At 60.2% G+C, this 523-nt stretch carries 1 pseudogene; it reads right to left on the bottom strand.

Features of this window, described 5'->3' with window-relative positions:
* Window positions 1–54 precede the first annotated feature (54 nt).
* Window positions 55–523: pseudogene (locus ACOCD2_RS26020) on the bottom strand (hypothetical protein); the annotation flags it as partial.

The raw sequence follows: 523 nt of genomic DNA, 5'->3' as shown, positions 1-523 counted from the left end.
CACCTATCTGCATCGCATCGCCGAAGCACAGCGGGACTATGAGCAGCGTTTCCGTCATACCCTGGAAAACATCGACCTTGCAGCAGTGGCGCTCAACAGGCAAGGCAGGGTGACGTTCTGCCGCTGCCAGCCATGGAGAGCGAAGCGAAGGCTGGTAGACCCCAGTAGCCGCGAGGCCGCACTGTTTTCCCGGCGTGCCTTGCGCCAGAGGGAAAACAAAGTAGGCCTCCGAACGCGGCGTCCAGTCATTGGGAGACAAGTACGGAGCAGCAACGAGCTTGCGAAGTTGTTGCGTAGTGCTTGGTGACCAGGACGGCTGGGGCACCAATAGGTTGTCAAAGGCCGAGTCGATTTTGGGGACTGGGATGTCCCAAAATCTATCACGAGGCCGAAGACACGCTTGACATAGCCCCTGATCCCTGGGCCGTACTGCACGGGGCCGGCCATATCGGCAGGGAAAGGCCCCTTGTTTCGTGTCCGGCACTGGGGGCACTGCTTGATCTCGGCGTCTACGTGGGTGACC

It is taken from the genome of Thiolapillus sp., from assembly GCF_048562965.1.
Classification (GTDB): Bacteria; Pseudomonadota; Gammaproteobacteria; order Chromatiales; family Chromatiaceae; genus Thiolapillus; species Thiolapillus brandeum_A.
The sequence above is the reverse complement of the archived record's forward strand: the minus strand, read 5'-3'. Positions and strand labels throughout refer to the sequence as shown.